Consider the following 20,604-nt stretch of genomic DNA (forward strand, 5'->3'; position numbering starts at 1 on the left):
GTTAATGAGAGGTCCGTCCCTTTCCAGGGAGTAATTAAAACGATTCGCTACTATAAAGGTCCGCTTTTATATGCTCAAAGAATGGACTCGGTTCACCTACGCTGAATAGCTGCAGCTCGTGCATGGCTCTTGTGCAGGCCGTGTAGAATAAGCGGCTGAGGCTATCGTCACCATACGAGCTGGCAGATGCGTCATAAAGGATGACGGCGTCAAATTCGATTCCTTTTGCTAGGTATGCCGGGATGACGATCACGCCCTGTTCGTATTCAAGAGAAGCGCTTTTCATGAGCTTGATGCCTTCCACACCCCTTAAGGAGGCGTATGCGGCTTCACTTTCTCTCGCAGATTTACATATGACGGCAATGGAGTGATAGTCCCGGTCCTTCCATTCTTCTATTTTCGCTGCAATTCGGCTGTGAAGTTCATCGTGATCAGTGACCCGGGTGAGCACCGGTTTATCCCCTTCCCGGTCAAATGGGGAGATTTGGTCGCCGCCAGGCACAAGCCGGCGTGTGAACTCGATGATCGGCTTGGTGGACCTGTAGCTTTGAGTCAGGTTGATCATTGTGGTCTCACCCTGTCCATAGAGTCCGGTCAATGTGCTGAAATCCACGTGCTCACGTGCATGGGCAAAGATGGCCTGATTAAAGTCGCCAAGCACGGTCATCTTAGCTGAAGGAAACAGACGCTTGATGAATTCGAATTGAAAAGGTGAGTAGTCCTGAGCTTCGTCGATGAGCACATGCTTAATCGACGTATTGGTCTGAAAGCCAAGAATCAGCTCTTTCAACAGTAAAAAAGGAGTCGCATCCTCGTAGGACAGTTCCCCTTCCTCGAGCATGTTCACTGTCGAACGGCAAATATCCTCCCACTCTTCCGGGATCTCACCCTTCCATAAGGTGGAGATGTTCGTAGGATCAGCAAAAAGCTGAAGATACATTCCTCTCACGTCCACATATTGAAACCTATTGATTCGCTTGCGCAGTCCCTTGAATCTCCTGCGAACGGTCAATCTGGCCAGCGCATCATACTCGATCTCATAATCATTAGACGGATTTTTCTTCTGCAGGTGCTGATGCGCTTTGTGATAGTCCTCATTGCTCATCAGCTCGATTTCTTCTTCGACCCAAGGCTTGCTCCGTTCAAGCTTCTCTGCTTCATCGATCTGTTGGTTGATCCACTCGGTCAATTTCTCCAGCCTGTTATGGAAACGCAATGACGTATCACTGGTATAAAATCGTTCCTTAATTTGATTTGCTGTGACGATCGGCTGTCCCCGGAACTTGATTCCTTTGAATCGCATCCCGGATTCCTCCAGTGACGTTCTGTATAATTTAATGACATCAAAGAAATCCGTCGATGCCTTGAAGGAAATACTCGCCGTCCTGGTCCGGTACGAGGGGGCACCCGTTTCAGTCAGGACGTATTCCAATTGACTGTATGGTCCCTCCAATTCGAACTCCGCACTCAACCGATGGTCCAGATATTCCTGAAAGGTCACCTGCTCCATATTCTCTTCACCAAGCTCTGGCAGTACGTTCGATACGTAGCTGTTGAACATGGCGTTCGGGGAGAACAGAATGATTTGATCAGCCTTGAGACTGCCCCGATACTTATAAAGTAAATAAGCAATCCGCTGAAGGGCGGCCGATGTTTTCCCGCTGCCCGCTGCACCTTGAACAATGAGCAGCCGGCCGTAATCGTGCCTGATGATTTGATTCTGCTTCTTCTGGATGGTCGCCACGATGCTGTTCATATGGGTATCGGTCCGCTTCCCCAATACCTCCTGCAAAATTTCATCCCCAATCGTCAGGCTGGTATCAAACATGGATTCGATGACGCCATCCCGGATGAGATACTGCCATTTTTTCTCCAGTGTCCCTTCGATTATCCCACCGGGTGTGATGTATTCAGCGGGACCTGGCGGATAATCATAGTAAACGCTCGAGATCGGAGCGCGCCAATCATAGACCAGGAAGTCCTCGCCACTTTGATCTGTGAGAGTGGCAATGCCGATATAGACCTTTTCCGACTCCGATTCTCCTTCTTCGGTAAAATCAATCCGTCCGAAATAAGGCTTACCCTTCATGCGTTGTAGAGCGGATAATTTTTTTACTGCCTGCCTGTGAGTGCTTTGACTGACGGTCAACACTTGTGCCTGCTGCCTCAAACTGAGGACGGTTTCCAGAAAATCATCGAACGTATCCGTATTCACCTTGACCTCATCCCAGAAGTGTTTACGGATCTCCACCACTTCCTCTTGTCGTCGTCCGGTTTCATCCTCCAGACGACCGATTTGCTCCACAATTGTCTCAATGACACGGTCCACACGTTCCTGCTCCTGCCGAATTTCAAGATTCATCCAAGCACTCCTTTTTCTAAAAAAAATTGAGGGTTGACGAAAGAGTAAATTATGTTATATAATTATTATTGAGGTAATGTGTTTTAATTTACTCATCATAAGCGTTTCTGTTCTAATTTATCACAAATATCCACTCTAATCAATATAAATATGATGACTGCCAAACGATTAATGATCGTTTGGCATTTTTTCGTCTGGAAAAAGAGGGACGGACCTCATGCCTTTATTTGAAAGCACAAGGTCCGTCCCTCTGCATTATAGTAAACCACTCCCCTTTGCAACATAGCTTTCCATAATTGGTGCAGGCACCAAGTTCCCACCAGTCGCCCACACTAGATGAGTCGCATGATTCAATTGATTATTAGTTAATGAAAGCAATTCAAGATGCTTCCGTATTTGCTCGGAGGTTGGGCCCGGCATCCCCGCAAGTGCGGAAGGCTCCAAAGAAATGGACTCTGATTTATGTAAAAGAGCCAGCATTTTAAATAAGTTTTCATCCTTCACTGTATACACTCCGTTCACCAGTTCCTGCACCATCCTTCCTGCTAATGCTGAGGGGCGTCCAACCGCCAGGCCATCGGCTTCTGTCTGATTGCTTAATCCTATATCCTGGACAGAAATATTTTCGTGTTTTCCAGTCGATAGCCCAAGAAGCATACAGGGAGAATTGGTTGGTTCGGCAAAGTAACAATGAACATGATCACCAAATACATGCTTTAATCCGTACGTCACTCCTCCAGGGCCGCCTCCAACACCGCATGGCAAATACACGACCAATGGATGGTCCCTGTCAACCTTTATCCCCTCTTCTTTAAACTGCTTTCGTAACCGCAGAGCAGCGACTGCATAGCCCATGAAAAGATCCTTCGAATTTTCATCATCTATGAAGAAACAATTCGAGTCCTTCACACATTGCTTTCGCCCCTCTTCAACGGCATAGGAGAAATCGTTCCGATGCTCGATCACCGTTACTCCTTTTTCTCTGAGAAGTACCTTTTTCCATTCTTTCGCTTCACGCGACATATGGACCGTCACATTGAAACCAAGAGCTGCACCAATGGTCCCGATACTTAAGGCTAAGTTTCCCGTCGACCCTACCGCAACGGAGTATTGTGAAAAGAACTCCTTGAACGAGGGATGGGCTAACATGGAATAGTCATCGGTCAATTGAATCATATCGTGTTTTACCAAGAGTGTTTCTGCAAGTTTCAGAACTTCGTAGATGCCTCCCCTGGCTTTAATGGAACCCGCAATGGGCAGCTCATTGTCGCATTTTAACAGTAACTTTCCAGGTATGGTGGTTTGATAATACTCTTGTAACGCTTGCTGCATATGCGGCAGTGATTTAATAGGTGATTCAATGATTCCATTCTTCTCTTCTGTTTCAGGAAATACATGTTGTATGTATGGAGCAAATCGCAGAAGCCTCTTTTCAGCTTCATAGATATCATTTCCGTCTACAGAATTTGTTTCAGAATTGAAGCAGGATTTTAGTGAAGAGTTTGACCAAAAGGTCTCTTTCATTACTTTTAGATCGGAAAGTAAAGCCGGTCTTAGCCCGTATGTTTGTTCCATCATTTATTCCCCCCTCAATTTACGTATCATTTTACAGAAGTTTCGAAGCCTTTAGAAGTTTAATGTTGACTATTTATTGAAGGTAAAAAAATGAATGGATCAGTATGACACTCTTTGTAGAATACTATGATTTTTTATCAATTTCCGGGGAAATAGTTGTAGAAATTTGGAGGACAAGGCGACCGCTCCCTCGTCCCGTAACAATCATCATAGTGTATTTGAGTTTGTCGGGACAAGGTGACTGTCCCTCTGTCCCATTCGATTGGAATGGAGAGCCATTGTGACGCTTATTAGTATAGTGATTGCCCCGATCATTTGCATAGTGCTTACCGACTCTTTCAACACAATGTATCCGACCACCATTGCCACAAACGGTTCAATGTTCAGGAGCAGGGATGTATTTGTAGAGCCGATTTCTGAAATGCAATGGTTCCAAATAAGCGGGCATATCCCATGCATGATGATCGCTGTAAAAAAAAGCAGCATCCAAATGCTGAAGGGGACGGACCTCAGAAAAGTAACGTCGGAGAATGGCAAAAACACGGTCATCAAGATCAACCCCACCATGGTCGAATAAAAGGTCAATAGAATAGAAGAAAGGTGCCTTGCATATCGTTCCACAAGAATCATGAACACGGAAAATGTAAGCATCGTGAGGAAGATATACCCTTCTCCCATACCCATCACTATGGCCCCTTTCTTCATGATGACCAGGAGCACGCCGAAAAAGCTGAAAAGGCTCCACATCCAGAAAAACGGACTTTTGCGTTCCTTAAATACAACCGAATTGATAAGGGATGTACAAATGGGTGCCGTAGCCAGGATCAAGGCAGCCGTTACGGGTGATGCCGTGGTCAAGCTGGCATAGAAGCTCCAGTGATTCAAGGTCACGCCAATGAAACCGATGAAGAGCAGCGGGATGACCATGGATTTCAACGAAGAAAATTGTCTAATTGGCTTGTAGAATACTATAAGCAGGAACAGAGTAATAAAAATAAGCCGTAAAAAAGCGATTTCCATCGGCTTGAAATAGTGCACTAAAATCGCACCGAAAATAAAATTACTTCCCCAGCAAATGACACAAAAAAGGAGGCCCATGTAGAGATACACGGGCTTTCCATTTACCTTTTCTTTCATTTCACCAGCTCATGGGTACTCCAGAGAGACCCATATACCACTTTCCCTTTGTTCATCACGGCCAGTCGTTTCGGTCTTCTGGCAACGACTTCCGCTGATGAAGCGGCGTCAACGAAAATAAAGCTTGCATCATCTTCCACTTTCGGCCACTTGTATTCACCTGTTTTCGTCAATGCCGTTGTTCCGCCAGTTATCCACTTCAGACTGTCCCTTAAGGATACTTCATCGCTTTTTCTTGTCACCTGGCCGTATTTATACACTTTCTCTAACACGTCCCCGTGACCAAGCGGACTCCAGGAGTCATAGAATCCATCACACCCAAGATGGACCTTCACTCCATGATCATCCAGGAGCTTGATTGGCGGAAGGGACTTTGTCAAAGGAATGGTCGACATGATTGCCACTCCGTTATCTCTTAACCTCTCTGCCAGTTCAACCTGTTTCACTTCCGGCACCTCCCCGATACAGAAGGCATGACTGATGGCTGTCCGGTTCTGCCAATTCGACTCTTCCACCATATCGATCCACTTATCGATCGTGTAGGTCCCCACATGCCCGCTGTCGTGCAGATGGATGTCTACATCCGCATTGAACTCCGTTGCAATATTCATCGTTTCATAGAGTGATTTTTCAATTGAGCGATCGATTCCTGCAGGGTCGAGGCCGCCAACCATGGTGGCTCCATTTCTCATCGCTTCCCTCATCAATGTCGGCACGGAACCTCTTAATAATCCGTGCTGCGGGAAGGCAATGATATCCGCAGTCACCGCATGCTTATACTCTTCCAATGCCTCGATGACACCCTCGAGGTTCTTCAATCCAATGTATGGATCAATGTTTACGTGAGTGCGGATATGCGTTGAACCGTTTGAAAGGATTTCGTCAATCATCCGTTTCGCTCTTTGTTTAGTCGTTGGTGCGAGTTCTGTCAGCTCCTCTGCTTCAAACTGCAATCTTTCTTTCAGGTTTTTAACGGGCTTCGTCGCTTTCCATCCAAGCGTTAGATACGTTTTGTCCAAATGGTTATGCATTTCGTTAAAGGTCGGAATGGCCAAGTGACCTTTTATATCATAGATCACATCAGCAGTCTCGGGTATGGACTGTGTATGAGGCAGCTGTTGAACGATTTTCCCTTCCTTGACCCCGAGGTGAAAAAGCTCTGTTTTCGTTTCTGTCATGCCTCCATTTTCTATGTTTCCTACTTCAAGCTTCACATTTTTCAGCCAGATCATCAAAACGTCTCCCTTCTATTATTTATTGATCAGTACAGATTCAGAGTGAGGCAGCAACACCTTTTCCCCGTTCTTATAAACAGAATCAATTTTTGCTCTCCTTGCCACTGCTTCCGCTGAGCAGCTTGCTTCCACCAGGAGGAAGTCTGCTGCGTCCCCTACTTGAGGCCACACCTGTTTCCCTGCATCATCCAACGGCGTGATCCCTCCGGATGCATATTTCCATGTACGGTTGATGGAGTACTCGTCAATCAGTCGGAATCGTTCAGCAAGGATATTCAGCTTCTCGATCGTATCCCCGGTTCCAAAAGGTGACCAGTGATCGGTTAAGCTGTCATGACCGACGGATACCTGTAAACCGTACTGATCCAGAGTCGAAACAGGAATGGTTGGACGGTTAATCGGGATAGTAGTGGTAATATCAATCTCTTGATCTTTCAGAGTGGACATCATGTCGGTAAGAGATTGCCCCTCAAGATCACCAAGTGCAATGGCATGACTGATCGTGACCCGCCCCTTCAAGTTCGCCTCTCTTGTAAAATCAGCAAGACGTTCAAAGGTGAAAGCGCCAAGTGTGTCCGGGTCATGAAGGTGAATGTCAACACCGGCATTATGCTCTGTAGCAATGTCAAACGTCGTATAGAGCGATTGATCGATATGACGGTCCACTGTCGCCGGATCGACTCCCCCGACAAGGGTGGCACCATTTTTCATCGCTTCCCGCATCAGTTCCACTGAATTGCTGCGCAGGAGCCCGTGCTGAGGAAACGCCACAATGTCATAAGTGAGGTGGTGTTTATATTTCTCTAGTGCTTTAACGGTGACTTCCAGGTGCTTTAAGCCGGAAGTCGGTTCGATGTTGCAGTGCGTCCGGATGTGAGTGTGGCCATTTTGAAGCAGCAGCTCAATCATCTTTTCAGCTCTCTCCTGTGCGTATGGCAATTGCTTAGGAAGCAGCTCCTGTTCTTCTTCTATTCTTGTAAAAATTCCTTTTGTGATCGGGCGGCACGCCTTCCATGGACCACTGTAGTAGGTTTTATCGATATGGATGTGCATTTCACGTAAGGAAGGCAGGATCAGCTTTCCTTTTGCATCCAACACGGCCGCTCCAGCTTCAATCTCTGACTCGTCCCGTGAGATGGCCGTAATCTTTCCACCTTCTATTTTGACATGGGAATATTCCGTAAGGGTTCCTGTCACGACTCCATTCTCTTTCTCAAAACCCGTTTCCATTCTCACATTTTTCATCCATACTGTTTTCATCCAATCAGCCTCCAATATTTAGTGTTTACAAGGGTACGGATGGTGCTCATCCACCATTCGTAATCTCTCCTATTCGATCGTTGCATCTTTCACCATTAAGTAGTTGGCGGCACTCAACCAAAAATCCTTCACTTCATTGTTGTACACTGCTAAATGCTCGTAGTTTCGAATTGGAATGTATACCGCTTCTTCCATTTCAATGGTCATCGCTTCTTCATATAATGTCTTTCTGACTTCAGGGTCCACTTCTTTCCTTGCCTGCTCGATGAGATCATCGACTTTTTCATTGGTGTAATAGAAATGGTTTCCTGGTGAACCGTGGGAAGAAGAGTGGAACAAGTTGTATTGGTTGTAGTCTCCATCGCCTGTTGCATTCCCCCAACCGCCAATGAACATATCTTGTTCTCCTGTGTCTACGGCTTCAATATACGCACCATATTCAAGCACTTGAATATTCACTTTGATCCCGATTCCCTTCAGCTGGGACTGAATGACTTCTGCCATATTGATCCGTTCTTTACGGTCACTTGTAATCAGTGTCAGCTCAAGACCTTTTTCAAATCCTGCTTCTTTCAAAAGCTCCTTGGCAGAATTCGGGTCATACTCATACGGTTTCACGTTTTCACTATGACCGAATACTTGCGGACTCATGGCAGCATTCGCTAAAGTACCCACTCCGTTATAGACACCTTTTATAATCGCTTCTCTTTCAATGGCCATGGAAATGGCCTGTCTTACCTTTACATTATCAAAGGGCTCTTTTTGCGTATTGAATCCGACATACTCGACGGCTAACCCTTCTGTTCGATACAGATTCAAAGTGTCGGAGCTTTCGATGCGCTCGATTTCAGTTACGGGCACTTGATCACTGATATGAGCTTCACCTGTTTCAATCATCGCTAAGCGGGTAGCGTCCTCTGGTACTACCTGAAACTCGATTCCATCAATATTCGGCTGTTCTCCCCAATACTCTTCATTTTTCTCGAGGGTGATGGACTGACCTGACTTCCATGTCTTGAAGGCAAATGGCCCGGTTCCGATCGGGTGCTTAGCAAGACTATCAGGATTTTCTTTCACTGCTTTCTGGCTCATGATGCTTCCTTCGTTACTTGCAAGGATCGATAAGAGAGGTGCATAAGGAGCATCGAGCTTGAACTGCACTTTATATTCATCCAGTACGTTGATTTCTTTGATCATCCCCAGTTTATCCTTTTGAGGAGACCCGGTGTTTGGATCCAATAAGCGGTCGAACGTCACTTTGACAGCCTCTGCGTTAAATTCAGAACCGTCGTGGAACATGATTCCCTCATTTAATGTGAATTCCCACGTCGTATCGTCCGGCTGCTCCCAGCTTTTCGCCAGTGACGGAACAATGTTCATTTCTTTATCAAACGTTACAAGGCTCTCGTACACCTTTTGATAAAGTACATTGGCGGACGGAATATCTGTGATAAAGTGGGGGTCCAAATTGGTTGCATCGGATAATCGGACGACCTTCAGTATCCCGCCTTCTGATTCACCGCCTTGTTTGCTTGCGGTTTCACTTTCTACATTACTTGTTGAACACGCCTGGGTGATGAGCATGACCATCACGATCAATAATCCTGCGATCCCCCTGAAATACTTCTTCTTTTCTTTCAATTCCTCCACTCTCCCTTTTCCGTATTGTTGGTGCCTATCTGCATTATAAAAAAGAAAACAGCGATTGATTTTCAATATCTTTACCAACTTTTTAATTATTTTGACAATTCAAACTTATCACCTTCCCTTTCCACCCCTCTTCCTCTATCTTTGAATTACACAAACCATTTCAATGAGGAGGAAACGTCATGTCGACAGAACTTAAAGTTCAAGAAATTCAATCACCCATACTTGAGTCAAAGCCCAGCCTGTTTGAAACAAGAATCAAACCATTTTGGGAAACCTTTTCAAGGAACAAGGCAGCAGTAGTCGGTGGAGGGATCATTCTCTTCTATATTCTCATTGCTCTGTTTGCTCCTTTACTCGCTGTACATGATCCTTATGACATTCAACTGGACAATAAACTCCAGCCCCCGAGTACAGAACATTGGATGGGGACGGATGATAAAGGACGGGATATCCTAGCTAGGATCCTCTACGGCTCCCGTCTTTCAATGGGGGTCGGTTTTGCCGCAGTCGGCTTCGGTGCTTTTTTTGGCATCATCATGGGGTTGATTTCAGGGTTTTATGGAGGATGGATCGATACCTTCATCAGCAGAATCCTGGATGTCATGCTTGCTTTCCCTGGGATCCTATTGGCTCTTGCCATCATCTCTGCCCTGGGACCGAGCCTTGTGAATGTCATGATTGCCGTCGGGGTGTTCTCCATCCCTTTATTTGCAAGGGTTGTCCGGGGATCGACGCTTGAAACGAAGAAGCTTGAATATATCGATGCCATTCGTTCGCTTGGAGCCAATGATTTCATCATCATCTTCAGGCACATCCTGCCGAACATTTTATCTCCCATCATCATTCAAGGATCCTTGCGTCTCGCCACCGCCATCCTTTCAGCAGCGGGATTATCCTTCCTTGGATTAGGGGCACAGCCTCCTTCACCTGAATGGGGTACGATGCTGTCCAGCGGAAGGGACTTTTTATTCACGGCTCCCTACATCGCCCTCTTCCCGGGGTTGGCGATTTCCATTCTCGTACTCGGCTTTAATCTTTTCGGGGACGGACTTCGGGACGCGCTTGATCCGAGACTGAAATCATAATAAGGAGGAATAGGAAATGATATTGTACATTTTCAGAAGATTAATAGAAATCATCCCCGTCATATTCGGTGTGACCCTGGTTGTCTTTCTCATCATGCAGATGGTTCCCGGAGACCCGGCTATCATACTTGCAGGAGAAGGTGCCTCGAAAGAAGCGATCAACCAACTACGGACAGAGCTCGGCTTGAACCGACCACTGTATGTTCAATATGGAGAATACATCATGAATGTCTTCCAGGGTGACCTTGGACAATCTTTGAAGAGCCAGCAGCCTGTCATCCAGGAAATCATGACCCGCTTACCGATCACGATTGAACTGGCCTTCTACAGTATTCTCATTACGATAGTCCTTGGAATGACAGCAGGGATCATTTCGGCAGTCAGACCATACTCTGCTACCGATATTTCCGTGATGATCGTCGCTTTATTAGGGATTTCCCTTCCAAGCTTCTTTCTAGGTCTTCTATCCATTTATTTATTCTCTGTAAAACTTCAGCTTTTACCTGTTGCGGGATGGGACAGCATGCTGCACATCATTTTACCTGCCTTTACGCTCGGGGTCGGAGGAGCTGCCATCGTAGCCAGAATGACCCGATCCAGCATGCTTGAGGTCGTGAGGCAGGACTATATCCGTACTGCTCAGGCAAAAGGTTTAAAAAGCTTTGCCATTATCTATAAGCATGCCCTGCGCAATGCCTTGATTCCCGTCATCACGGTGGTCGGCCTTCAGTTTGGGGCACTTCTCGGAGGGACGGTATTAATTGAATCGGTCTTTGCCATCAATGGTCTCGGCCGTATGATCGTTGACTCGATCCGTACACGTGACCTTCCAATGGTTCAGGGCGGAGTACTGGTCGCATCCCTGGTCTTCGTGATCGTCAATCTATTCGTAGACGTTTTATACCGATTCTTTAACAAACGAATTGAACTTAACTAGGAGTGGTTGTAATGAGTAAAAATGTGGTCTTGGAAGTAAAAAACTTAAAAACCCATTTCACTTCGAAAAAAGGAGTGACGAAAGCCGTTGATGGAATCGATTTTGTTCTTCACGAAGGTGAGACGCTGGGAATCGTCGGAGAATCGGGCTGTGGAAAAAGCATGACCTCCCTTTCGATTCTTCGTCTTGTCCCCTCCCCTCCCGGAAAGATAGTGGACGGAACCATTGAATTGAAAGGAAAGGACATCCTTAAAATGTCCGAACCCGAACTTAGAAAAGTGCGCGGAAACCAAATTTCCATGATATTCCAAGAGCCAATGACGTCATTGAATCCTGTCATACCGGTCGGGGAGCAGATTGCAGAAGCTGTTCGCATCCACCAAAAGCTCGGGAAAAAGGAAGCATGGAAGAAAGCGGTCGAAATGCTCGAATTAGTAGGCATCCCTTCTCCTGAACAAAGGGCGAAACAAGAGCCTTTCCAGCTGAGCGGCGGAATGAGGCAACGTGTCATGATCGCCATGGCACTTGCCTGCAATCCCGAAGTCCTGATTGCGGATGAGCCGACTACGGCACTTGATGTGACGATCCAGGCACAAATCCTTGAGCTGATGAAGGACCTTCAGAAAAAGCTGAATATGGGAATCATCTTCATCACACATGATTTAGGCGTGGTAGCCGAGCTATGTGACAAAGTAGCGGTTATGTATGCCGGACAGGTTGTGGAATATAGTTCGACGGAACAATTATTCTCCAATCCGAAGCATCCATACACAAATGGACTGATGTCTTCATTACCGAAATTGCATGAAGACCAGGCAGAACTGGAAACGATGCCGGGAAGCGTCCCTTCCCCTTATGACATGCCAAAAGGCTGCCGTTTTTCTCCCCGTTGCGCATTGGCGACCGCACGATGTCACGAGGAAGAGCCACAGCTCAATTCCTCGAAGGATGGCAGTCAAATCAGATGTTTTCTATATAATGCCGAGAAAGAGGTGCAGATGACATGACCGCTATGATGACAGAGAAAAAACCTATTTTAGAAGTGAATGGCCTGAAACAGTACTTCCCTATCAAAAGGGAGTCGTTGTTCCAACCTAAACAAGTGGTGAAAGCCGTGGACGATATCACCTTCACGCTCTATGAAGGGGAAACCCTCAGTATCGTAGGTGAGTCCGGCTGCGGTAAATCGACAACCGGCCGTGCCATCCTTCAGCTGGATAAGCCGACGGAAGGCAGTATCCAATACAAAGGAATCGAATTGAACAGTCTATCCAAAAAGGGATTAAGAAATATGAGGGGCGATATCCAGGTCATTTTCCAGGATCCGTTTGCCTCCTTGAATCCGAGACAAACCGTCAGAAAGATCCTGAAAGAAGCCATGACCATACAAAAAGTATTGCCCCCTTCCAAGCATGAAGCTCGTATGAAGGAATTATTGGACTATGTGGGTCTCCCGATTACATCACTCGACCGTCTCCCCCACGAATTCAGCGGCGGTCAGCGACAAAGGATCGGAATCGCACGGGCATTGGCGGTCAATCCGAAAGTGATCATCTGTGATGAAGCCGTATCGGCACTGGATGTATCCATTCAGGCACAAATCTTGAACCTGTTAAAGAAACTTCAGAAGGAATTGAAATTAACGTACCTCTTCATTTCCCATGATTTAAGTGTTGTACGTCATATTTCAGATCGGGTGATTGTGATGTATCTGGGAAAGGTTGTCGAGATTGGGAGAAAGCATGAGCTGTTTGACAACCCTACTCACCCTTATACCAAAGCCTTACTTTCAGCCATCCCCGTACCTGATTTTTCTAAGAAAAGAGAAAGAATCCTTTTAAAAGGGGATGTACCTTCCCCATTGAATCCGCCATCCGGATGTAAGTTTCATACCCGCTGCCCTCTGGCAACGGATTTGTGTAAAGCAGAACTGCCTCCTATGACCGGTCATGGAGAACATTTCACAAGGTGCCATTATGTCTAAACATATTTTCAGAATCTTAGTTTTCTTATAAAATAGAAAGTATGACTCATCACTTTAGGAGTTCTTCACATGATTACACAAGAATCCTTTTCATTTTATATCATGCTGTCCGTATTAGCCCCAATCATTGGGGCTTTTAGCTTATTATTTCTCTTTCTATTTGAAAAACGTCTGGATCAACTGGAGAAAGAAAAGAACGAACTGCTTCTGAAACAGGAACTTCAAGAAGCTAGATACAACCAACTGAACCAACAGATCCAGCCCCACTTTTTTTTCAATACACTTAATGTCATCCTGAGCCTGGCACGTTTGAATCGCAAGGAAGAACTGATTTCTGCCATCGAGGTGCTTTCCAAATACTTTAAGTTCAAATACAAACAGACTGACCCATTGATCACCATGGAGGAGGAAATCCAATACACCCGATATTATCTCGACATTCAAAGGTTGAGATTCAGAGATCGGCTCGATGTAGTGTGGAGCGTTGAAGAAAGCTGCAAGCTTTCCCTAGTCCCTCCTTACCTCCTGCAGACCCTTGTAGAAAACGCCTTTAAGCATGGACTTGAAAAGAATCCCGGACAAGGCAAGCTGATCATCATCCTGAATGAGCAAAGGAACAAAGTGTACTTAGAAGTATGGAACAGCTCATCAACTGCTTTGGAAGCGCTAGATGTTCAAAAGGAAGACCGTGGAATTGGATTACACAATATTCAGAAGCGATTGCAGATGCTCTTTCCTAAGGAAGAAATCCTCATTCAGCTGAATGAAGAAGCCAAAGGAACGAGTGTCCAGATCTTCTGGCCTCATATGACCAGAGAAGACACCATTACTTGATGAAGGAGGAAGCGCCATGCATATTTTGCTCGTTGACGATGAGCCCCTGGAACTGGAGCAGCTCAACTACATGATTCACGAAAAATATCCTTACTGGACGATTCATACAGCCGCGGATGCGTCACAGGCGTTAAAGATTCTGACGGAACATCCGATTCGCCTTACGCTCCTCGACATTCAACTGCCTGGTAAATCAGGGATTGAACTCGGGATTGAAATGAAGAAATATGACCATATCGACATCATTATGGTCACGGCCTACCAATCATTCGATTATGCACAGGCCTCCCTGCGACTCGGGGCAAAGGATTATTTGACAAAACCGATTATTGAAGAAGAATTATTCCAAGTTCTCGATCACTATAAATACGCATCAATCCAATCCCATATCGTGCAGGAAGCGTTAACGATCATCCATGAACAATACAGCGATAAGCTTTCCCTTTCTTCATTGGCGAGCCAGATCCATATCAACGGTACGTACCTGAGCAGAAAATTTCATGAAGAGATGGGGATCAGCTTCTCAGAATACCTGAATGATTTCAGAGTCCAGGCCGCACAGCGATTACTGCGGCAGGATACCGAAAAGTCCATCTCTTCTATTTCTGAAGCGTGCGGATTCAGCAGCCAGCACTATTTCAGTTCATTATTCAAGAAGCAAACAGGATACACTCCAAGGGAATATCGGATAAGAGAGAAGGTATAAATCAATGAAGCCACGAACGTATCGTGAGTATATACAAGGAACCATCACGTTTGGAGTGGCGTATGGAGTCGTTTCGCTCCTGGCAAGATGGGTGACCGGCAATACGATTTTGTCCTCTCCTGAAACACTTGTGAAATATGGACTGCTTGGTGGAATCGGCTATGCCATGATGGGAGCCACCGCTCTCTTTCTATTCGGGTGGATCACCCCCTATATCAGGGAACGATTCCCAAACTACATGACTCTAGGGGATGTTTTGAAAGAAAGGCTCCGTGGGAGGTCATACTGGTTCGTCATGTGGGTATTGCTCCTGACAAGCCTGGACTCACTGCTTATACAAGCACTGGGGGCAGGTGTGTTATTTCATTTTCTATTAAAAACACCGATCTATGTAGGGTTACTCGTATTCTTTCTATACTGCTTCCTGTTGTCCATAGGGGGCATGAAGCAAATCCATCGCTTTGAAGGGATTCATATCTCGTTTATTTTCGCAGCCATCATTCTGATTCCCGTTTATTTTTTTATCCAAAAAGGTATTTTTCCCGTTTACGATGGATTGCTGCTTTATCATCCCTACTTATTATTTCTGAAACATAATGAAATCACCTTGTTCATTCTTACCGCATTTCTGATTGGATTCGGACAAGTATTGATCGACCGGGCGACCTGGCAGCGGATCTATATCATTGAAAAATCCAAGGTCCGAACATCCTTTATGATGGCCGGGATCATTTGGGCGACCATCCCCCTCGCCTTCACCGCGATTGTATTGATTGCGGTTTATGGGCAGGGCTTTGAAAACATTTACTCCATATTGAGTCAGCTGGTGGAGAAAATCGACTCATTGTTTCTGCTTCTATTATTTATCGGCTGCTGCTTCAGTGCCATCGCTTCCACCGTGGGGGCAGAGCTCCATGCCACATCGATCATGGTCATCCGGAATATGCTAAGCCACAAGTTCGATTGGAGTGAAGACCAGCAATTGAAAAAGACCTATTTGGTCTCTGGTGTGCTTTCCCTTTCACTCTTACTCATCAGCTCGATCCTGTCACCCAGTCTGATGGAGCTTATCTTCTTTTTCGCCCAGGTGTATGCAGCCATCATTCCGACGATGCTGGTGGTCATCTTTTATAAAAGAACGATTCCGGTGCTCCTCCCTTATTGTTCGTTGATTGGTTTAGGAGTGGGGCTGCTGTCTCTCCTAAACTATAACTCAATTCAATCGACCTGGATCAGCTTTTTCGTGTCGAGTGGGTTAGTGGTGATATCCCTGGTGGTTAATGAGATTCGGATTCATAGAAAATGAGACCACACTCGTAATGGTCTGAGTAAGAGAGTCGTCAAGTAGGCGACTCTTTTGACTTAATGGTCTAAGACATCTACTAATCATAGGATTGTATGATGTTATCTATAAAGCCTTATCGTGATAGAATGAAAGAAACGATGAAACTATTACAAATAAGGAGGAAAGATAAGAATGACAGAATCAAAGGAATGGAAACATGGTGCTCGCGGACATTCATTCATCACTTCGTTTAGCGGAGGAAAGGATAGTGTCTTAGCTCTATACAAAGCATCGAAGGATGGAGAGGCGATCGGCCTGATAGTGATGCTGGAGGAAGAAGGAAAACGTTCCAGATCACACGGGATGCCTCCGGAGCTTATCCGAGCACAAGCGGAATCGATCGGCTTGCCCGTATTCACAGCAGCTGCCAGTTGGACAGATTATGAAGAAGTCTTCATGACCCTTTTAGATAAAGCAAAGAATCATGGGGCAGAAGTGTTAGTGACGGGAGACCTGGATATGCCTGAACACGGCTGCTGGCATGAAAAAGTGGCGAAGAACGCAAGGCTTAAGCTCGGGATGCCTTTATGGGGAATGAACCATCGTGAAGCTGTCGAAGAGTTTATCAATCTGGGATTTGTATCTATCGTTGTTACGGTTAATTTATCCCTGGGCATGCGCCTTGAAGATTTAGGGCGAACGTTGACCCATGAATACATAAAGGAACTTGAAGCCCGTGGAATCGATCCTTGCGGAGAAGGTGGAGAATTCCATACCACAGTAGTGGATGGACCGATTTTCAAACAACCTGTTCCCGTTTTAAAACGTGAGATTATGAAAGACGGAGATTATGCTTTTTTGCCACTGGATCTGGATCAAATGTCGGATAGTCGCGTTAGAAAGTAACCCTGCATGATGATTGAACAATGAAAAAGCTGGAGATCAGATGGTTGATCTTCAGCTTTTTCCCCTTTAAATATAATTATTAAATTAAAATTGCACTCCTGATTCCAACACCAGATGTTCTTTGAGTGTTTGCTGTAATGTACCCTTTGTCTCTACTTGACTGTCGAATGACACTCCTGTATCAACTATTTTTCTGACAAGCTCTACCCGTAGCCCTGTAAGGATTGCCTTGCATCCCATCATATTAATTCCGTTTAAGATCTTCTCAAATTGAAAAATGACATCCAATTCCATTTCGGCAATACCCGATAAATCTATAATAAGGGTTTGAATTTGCATAGAACTGATTCCCATCAACACTTTCTCTTCCAATGTATTGATACGATAGGTATCTATCATTCCAATTAAAGGAAGTACCGCAACCGAGCTGGCTATCGGAATGATAGGTACCGATAGATTTTCCACCAGCTTTTTTTGCGACAATAGCAGTTCATCTTTGTAATCAGAATAACTGATAAAGAAATTGTTCAGGAACTGATCAACACTGTCATTGATTCGTTTTTCCAAATCAAAGAATTTCTTTCGTGGAGATTCATTATCCTCATTCTGATCATCAAATTGATAAAGGAAATACCATAAAGTTCTTCTAATTGCATGTACCCATTCCAGTTTGAATGCAAGTGTGAGAGAATGTTGCGCCCATGCAATACCCTCTATCTTTGCAAATTCAACCAGCTCTTCTTCTCTGTTTTCAACGATATAGTGAGCTAACATTTCTGCATTCTTTAATAGATCGATGTTTCCTTTTTCTAGAATATCATTGATTTTGCTCCCAACATTTACAGCTTCAGATAAGAGCATTTGCTGGAATTTCTCTCTGTTAGCCGTAAGAAAATCCGTTACCTCTTCCTTATTATGGAATAATCCATTCATCATAACACGCTCCTTTTTATCCTGATATATTCCCTATTCGTTGCTTTGAATAAAAATCCTTCTAAAACAAGTATTTCAAATATTTATTTAACATTTCACACCAATTTAATCGTCAGGTTTGTTGGGCAGAAAATCATTAATCAATTTACCCATTCATTTTAATCACCTATCGACACCTGTAAGAAAAGTGGGCCGGATACTTGGGACTACATTTGATTTGCTATGAACCTTAGAACAAACTCATCCTGCCTAATAAAAAGGTCAACAAAACAAAAAAAACAGTAAAGATATCTTAATTTTATATGTCTGAAAATTCTTATAATTAAATAAATACGGAGGGGAGGATGAATAGATGAAGACGAAGGTAAATAGTTTCAGGAGCAGGGTTGTCATGATTGGAATAATGGTACTGATGTTAGCGATTAGCGGTTGCTCTACCAATATGGGGGCAAATTCGGGTGACCAGGCTGATGGACAGGCTTCCAACAAAGAAAATAAGTTGGTCATTGCCCGTCTATCCGATGTGGAGAATCTTGATCATCATTTTATGTCCACCATCAATGCAGCAAGTGTGACACACGGTAAAATTTACGAGGGGCTTGTCGGCAGAGACAAAAATGCCAAAATCAAGCCATTACTTGCTGAGGAATGGGAGCAGTTGGATGATACAACGTGGGAATTCAAACTAAGAGATGATGTCTCGTTTCATGATGGGACACCATTTAATGCCGAGGCTGTGAAGAAAACGTTTGGTCGTTTAACAGACCCAAAGGTGGCTTCGCCTCGAGCAGTTGTATTCAAAATGGTCAAGGAAGTAAAAGTAGTCGATAATCATACCGTTCAATTTCTTTTATCTGAACCTTTTTCACCCTTATTATCCATCCTGGCGAGTCATGAAGGCGGAATCATCAGTCCCAAGACGATCGATAAATATGGAAAGGACATTATCCAAGAGCCGGTCGGCACAGGTCCATTTGAGTTCAAGTCCTGGGAAACAGGAAAAGAGATTGTGTTTAATAGAAACGACGAGTACTGGGGAGATCAACCAACTATAAGCGAAGTCGTATTCAAAGTCGTACCAGAAGAGACAACGAGGATTTCTATGCTTGAAACAGGCGAAGCCCATATTGCGGAACCTCTTTCTGTCACGATGATGGATTCAGTGAAGGCTTCCGATAATGTTGAAGTATACCGAAGTGAAGGCTTTGGTACCGAGTATGTAGGATTCAATGTACAAAAGGAACCTTTCAATGATGTCCGTGTCCGGAAAGCCATATCCCATGCAGTTGAAATGGATTCCATCATGAAAGGTGTATTTAATAATATAGGAAAAAAGGCAAACTCCTTATTAGGGTCTAAAGTGTTTGGCTATCATCAGGATATGAAGGCATATGAGTATAATGTAAATGAAGCCAAGCGGTTACTGTCCGAAGCTGGGTATCCTGATGGATTCAAAACAACATTGCTTACAATGGACAGTAAGGAAAGGATCAGCCTGGCTGAAGTCATGCAATCCCAGCTCAAAGGAATTGGAATCGACCTGGAAATCCAGATCCAGGAGTATGGAACCTTTGTAGAGCAAGCCACAAGTGGAAATTCGGAAATGTTCATCATCAGTTGGAGAAATGCTACAGGTGATGCAGACTATAATCAATACAATCTTTTCCACAGCAACTCCCATGGACCTGCCGGAAATACATTTTTCTATAGTAATGAAGAGGTAGATCGATTGATCGAACAGGCACGTTCTGAAATGGTTCAAGAGAAACGATTGGAGCTTTATGCAAAATCTCAGGAGCTGGAAATGGAAGACGCGGTCTATATCCCGGTTCGAGTGATTGAAAATATGGCGGCGATTCGAAACAACGTAAAAGATTTTTCTATCAGTCCTGCCGGTTATTTGGAAATCAATGATGTTAGCATTCAATAATATCTCTTAACTAAACGATTCAGTAAAACCAAAAATGAGAAGTTGCCTAACTTCTCATTTCTTATTTCTATTTACTTATTCTTTCGTTCCTGCGCTTTAATGGCCACTTTTTCAAGTCCATCTTGTGCAAATTCCACATCTGACTTCGGCATTGCTTTATTATTCTTAAGGTCCTTGTTCTTCTGTTTAGACATACTTTCACCACCCTTTTTGTTTTATTTATATAGTGCACAAGGATGGCAATAAATATGAAGCCATTCGAAATTTCCACTGGCCTATGTGTTGAACATAAAAAAGTCGACTCCCATAGGAATCGACTTATTATAGTGAATGAAAGAAATTAAAAAACCCCATTTTCATTGGGTGAATCCTCCGGAATGGCTTGTCCAACATCCCACAATTCAACGATCCGCTCATCCTGGAAACGGAAGATATGAACGACAGCCCCTCCCAGGTCCTCTGGATTCTGTCTCACGTGTGAATGAACCGCAACCGTGTCACCTTCCTGGATGGCACGTTTGACTTCGAGCATCTTCTCAGGGTTTCCGGCTGCATTCTCTTCCATAGCAGACATAAGTGAATTGGCATCTCCTGGAAAATGCGGATTGTGGTGGCGAAAGTCAGGACTTACGTGACTCTCGTATGCTTCACGGACGTCTCCTGATGCGACAAGTTCCAGAAATGAGACTGCTCTTTCTTTAATGGTGAGTGAACCATTCATTTTAATCATCCTTTCATTTCAACCGAGATACTTTCATTTTATAGGATATGGAACGAATAGGCGA

General features: G+C 44.7%; 18 protein-coding genes. 9 read left to right on the forward strand and 9 right to left on the reverse strand.

Annotation, left to right across the window (positions count from 1 at the left end):
• Positions 1-34: 34 nt before the first annotated feature.
• The 6 genes from helD to ACFQWC_RS12215 all read right to left on the reverse strand — a co-directional run bounded on the left by helD (position 35) and on the right by ACFQWC_RS12215 (position 9,159).
• Positions 35-2,362: an RNA polymerase recycling motor HelD gene (gene helD, locus ACFQWC_RS12190; protein WP_341357622.1), complete on the reverse strand. Its 2,328-nt coding sequence runs from the start codon at positions 2,360-2,362 to the stop codon at positions 35-37.
• 255 nt (positions 2,363-2,617) lie between these two features.
• Complete coding sequence (locus ACFQWC_RS12195) at positions 2,618-3,940, reverse strand: D-serine ammonia-lyase (protein ID WP_377107533.1); 1,323 nt, start codon at positions 3,938-3,940, stop codon at positions 2,618-2,620.
• A 204-nt stretch (positions 3,941-4,144) separates the two neighbouring features.
• A complete protein-coding gene (locus ACFQWC_RS12200; RefSeq protein ID WP_377107535.1) occupies positions 4,145-5,074 on the reverse strand; it encodes a DMT family transporter in 930 nt (309 codons plus the stop codon).
• Positions 5,071-6,306 carry an amidohydrolase gene (locus ACFQWC_RS12205; RefSeq protein WP_377107537.1) on the reverse strand — a complete coding sequence of 412 codons (1,236 nt, stop codon included), beginning with the start codon at positions 6,304-6,306 and terminating at the stop codon, positions 5,071-5,073. The genes ACFQWC_RS12200 and ACFQWC_RS12205 overlap by 4 nt, the downstream gene beginning before the upstream one ends.
• 18 nt (positions 6,307-6,324) lie before the next feature.
• On the reverse strand, positions 6,325-7,569 hold the full coding sequence (locus tag ACFQWC_RS12210) for an amidohydrolase family protein (RefSeq protein ID WP_299745861.1): 1,245 nt from the start codon (positions 7,567-7,569) through the stop codon (positions 6,325-6,327).
• Positions 7,570-7,638: 69 nt separating this feature from the next.
• On the reverse strand, positions 7,639-9,159 hold the full coding sequence (locus ACFQWC_RS12215; protein WP_377108007.1) for a glutathione ABC transporter substrate-binding protein: 1,521 nt from the start codon (positions 9,157-9,159) through the stop codon (positions 7,639-7,641).
• A 239-nt stretch (positions 9,160-9,398) separates the two neighbouring features.
• Here ACFQWC_RS12215 and ACFQWC_RS12220 point away from each other — a divergent pair, with 239 nt between their 5' ends.
• From ACFQWC_RS12220 to ACFQWC_RS12255, 8 genes are all read left to right on the forward strand, one after another.
• Positions 9,399-10,304, forward strand: a complete 906-nt coding sequence (locus ACFQWC_RS12220; RefSeq protein ID WP_299745858.1) for an ABC transporter permease — start codon at positions 9,399-9,401, stop codon at positions 10,302-10,304.
• A 16-nt stretch (positions 10,305-10,320) separates the two neighbouring features.
• Positions 10,321-11,241, forward strand: coding sequence for an ABC transporter permease (locus ACFQWC_RS12225; protein WP_113970311.1), 921 nt, complete (start codon positions 10,321-10,323; stop codon positions 11,239-11,241).
• 11 nt (positions 11,242-11,252) lie between these two features.
• Positions 11,253-12,248 (forward strand): ABC transporter ATP-binding protein, encoded by a 996-nt coding sequence (locus ACFQWC_RS12230; RefSeq protein WP_299745852.1) that lies wholly within the window; start codon positions 11,253-11,255, stop codon positions 12,246-12,248.
• Between the two features lie 5 nt (positions 12,249-12,253).
• Positions 12,254-13,225 carry an ABC transporter ATP-binding protein gene (locus ACFQWC_RS12235; protein ID WP_299746053.1) on the forward strand — a complete coding sequence of 324 codons (972 nt, stop codon included), beginning with the start codon at positions 12,254-12,256 and terminating at the stop codon, positions 13,223-13,225.
• A gap of 69 nt (positions 13,226-13,294) precedes the next feature.
• Entirely contained in the window at positions 13,295-14,059 is a 765-nt protein-coding gene (locus ACFQWC_RS12240) for a sensor histidine kinase (protein ID WP_299745849.1), read from the forward strand.
• A gap of 16 nt (positions 14,060-14,075) precedes the next feature.
• The gene (locus ACFQWC_RS12245) at positions 14,076-14,765 is read left to right on the forward strand and encodes a response regulator transcription factor (protein ID WP_299745846.1); all 690 of its coding nucleotides are present in this window, start codon (positions 14,076-14,078) and stop codon (positions 14,763-14,765) included.
• Positions 14,766-14,769: 4 nt separating this feature from the next.
• Entirely contained in the window at positions 14,770-16,071 is a 1,302-nt protein-coding gene (locus tag ACFQWC_RS12250; protein ID WP_299745843.1) for an SLC5/6 family protein, read from the forward strand.
• Between the two features lie 171 nt (positions 16,072-16,242).
• Positions 16,243-16,956 (forward strand): Dph6-related ATP pyrophosphatase, encoded by a 714-nt coding sequence (locus ACFQWC_RS12255; RefSeq protein ID WP_299745840.1) that lies wholly within the window; start codon positions 16,243-16,245, stop codon positions 16,954-16,956.
• 84 nt (positions 16,957-17,040) lie between these two features.
• Here the strand turns inward: ACFQWC_RS12255 and ACFQWC_RS12260 are convergent, their stop codons facing one another.
• A complete protein-coding gene (locus tag ACFQWC_RS12260) occupies positions 17,041-17,889 on the reverse strand; it encodes an STAS domain-containing protein (protein ID WP_377107542.1) in 849 nt (282 codons plus the stop codon).
• 391 nt (positions 17,890-18,280) lie between these two features.
• Here ACFQWC_RS12260 and ACFQWC_RS12265 point away from each other — a divergent pair, with 391 nt between their 5' ends.
• Positions 18,281-19,819 (forward strand): glutathione ABC transporter substrate-binding protein, encoded by a 1,539-nt coding sequence (locus ACFQWC_RS12265; RefSeq protein ID WP_377108009.1) that lies wholly within the window; start codon positions 18,281-18,283, stop codon positions 19,817-19,819.
• Positions 19,820-19,890: 71 nt separating this feature from the next.
• Here ACFQWC_RS12265 and ACFQWC_RS12270 read toward each other — a convergent pair whose 3' ends face one another.
• Positions 19,891-20,013 (reverse strand): hypothetical protein, encoded by a 123-nt coding sequence (locus tag ACFQWC_RS12270; RefSeq protein ID WP_258549680.1) that lies wholly within the window; start codon positions 20,011-20,013, stop codon positions 19,891-19,893.
• A 146-nt stretch (positions 20,014-20,159) separates the two neighbouring features.
• The gene (locus ACFQWC_RS12275) at positions 20,160-20,540 is read right to left on the reverse strand and encodes a nuclear transport factor 2 family protein (protein ID WP_299745827.1); all 381 of its coding nucleotides are present in this window, start codon (positions 20,538-20,540) and stop codon (positions 20,160-20,162) included.
• Positions 20,541-20,604 lie beyond the last annotated feature (64 nt).

The organism is Rossellomorea sp. GCM10028870 (assembly GCF_042666755.1).
Classification (GTDB): domain Bacteria; phylum Bacillota; class Bacilli; order Bacillales; family Bacillaceae_B; genus Rossellomorea.